Raw genomic sequence first — 1733 nt, forward strand, 5'->3', positions numbered from 1 at the left:
CTGATCAAGATGAGCAGCTACGACGCCGTCACGGGGGTAATTACGTACACCTACACGGCGACGAATACGGGCAACGTCACTTTGGACGACATCACGGTCACGGAGCAAGCCATTGACTTTACGGGGACTGGCACGCTTCCGGTACCGACATACGTGAGCGGCGGAGCCGATCTGGACGGCGATGGCGACGCATTGGACCTCGCGCCGGGTGCGAGCATGGTATTCACCGCCACGTACACGGTGACGCAAGCCGACATCGACGCAGGCGGGGTATCTAACCAGGCCTTAGGAACGGGAACGGACCCCAACGACATGCCGGTGACGGATGAGTCGGATGACGACAGCAACGTGGAAGATGATCCCACGGACACGCCGGTTCAGCAGACACCCGACCTGGGGCTGATCAAGATGAGCAGCTACGAAGCCGTCACGGGGGTAATTACGTACACCTACACGGCGACGAACACGGGCAACGTGACGCTGGACGACATCACGGTTACGGAGCAAGCCATTGACTTTACGGGGACGGGCACGCTTCCGGTACCGACTTACGTGAGCGGCGGAGCCGATCTGGACGGCGATGGCGACGCATTGGACCTCGCGCCGGGTGCGAGCATGGTATTCACCGCCACGTACACGGTGACGCAAGCCGACATCGACGCAGGCGGGGTATCTAACCAGGCCTTAGGAACGGGAACGGACCCCAACGACATGCCGGTGACGGATGAGTCGGATGACGACAGCAATGTGGAAGATGACCCCACGGAGACGCCGGTTCAGCAGACACCCGACCTGGGGCTGATCAAGATGAGCAGTTACGATGCCGTCACGGGGGTAATCACGTACACTTACACGGCGACCAACACGGGCAACGTCACTTTGGACGACATCACGGTCACGGAGCAAGCCATTGACTTTACGGGGACTGGCACGCTTCCGGTACCGACATACGTTAGCGGTGGAGCCGATCTGGACGGCGATGGCGACGCATTGGACCTCGCGCCGGGTGCGAGCATGGTATTCACCGCCACGTACACGGTGACGCAAGCCGACATCGACGCAGGCGGGGTATCTAACCAGGCCTTAGGAACGGGAACGGACCCCAACGACATGCCGGTGACGGATGAATCGGATGACGACAGCAACGTGGAAGATGATCCCACGGAGACGCCGGTTCAGCAGACGCCCGACCTGGGACTGATCAAGATGAGCAGCTACGACGCCGTCACGGGGGTAATTACGTACACCTACACGGCGACGAATACGGGCAACGTCACTTTGGACGACATCACGGTCACGGAGCAAGCCATTGACTTTACGGGGACTGGCACGCTTCCGGTACCGACATACGTGAGCGGCGGAGCCGATCTGGACGGCGATGGCGACGCATTGGACCTCGCGCCGGGTGCGAGCATGGTATTCACCGCCACGTACACGGTGACGCAAGCCGACATCGACGCAGGCGGAGTGACTAACCAGGCCTTAGGAACGGGAACGGACCCCAACGACATGCCGGTGACGGATGAATCGGATGACGACAGCAATGTGGAAGATGACCCCACGGAGACGCCGGTTCAGCAGACACCCGACCTGGGGCTGATCAAGATGAGCAGCTACGATGCCGTCACGGGGGTAATTACGTACACTTACACGGCGACCAACACGGGCAACGTCACTTTGGACGACATCACGGTCACGGAGCAAGCCATTGACTTTACGGGGACTGGCACGCT

1 protein-coding gene is annotated in these 1733 nt (G+C 60.5%); it reads left to right on the forward strand.

What is annotated here, in order from left to right; translation table 11 throughout:
• On the forward strand, positions 1-1733 hold a 1733-nt coding region (locus H9S92_RS14780; RefSeq protein WP_222936123.1), incomplete at both ends, for a DUF7507 domain-containing protein.

The sequence above is a fragment of the Neolewinella lacunae genome (assembly GCF_014349155.1).
GTDB classification, from domain to species: domain Bacteria; phylum Bacteroidota; class Bacteroidia; order Chitinophagales; family Saprospiraceae; genus Neolewinella; species Neolewinella lacunae.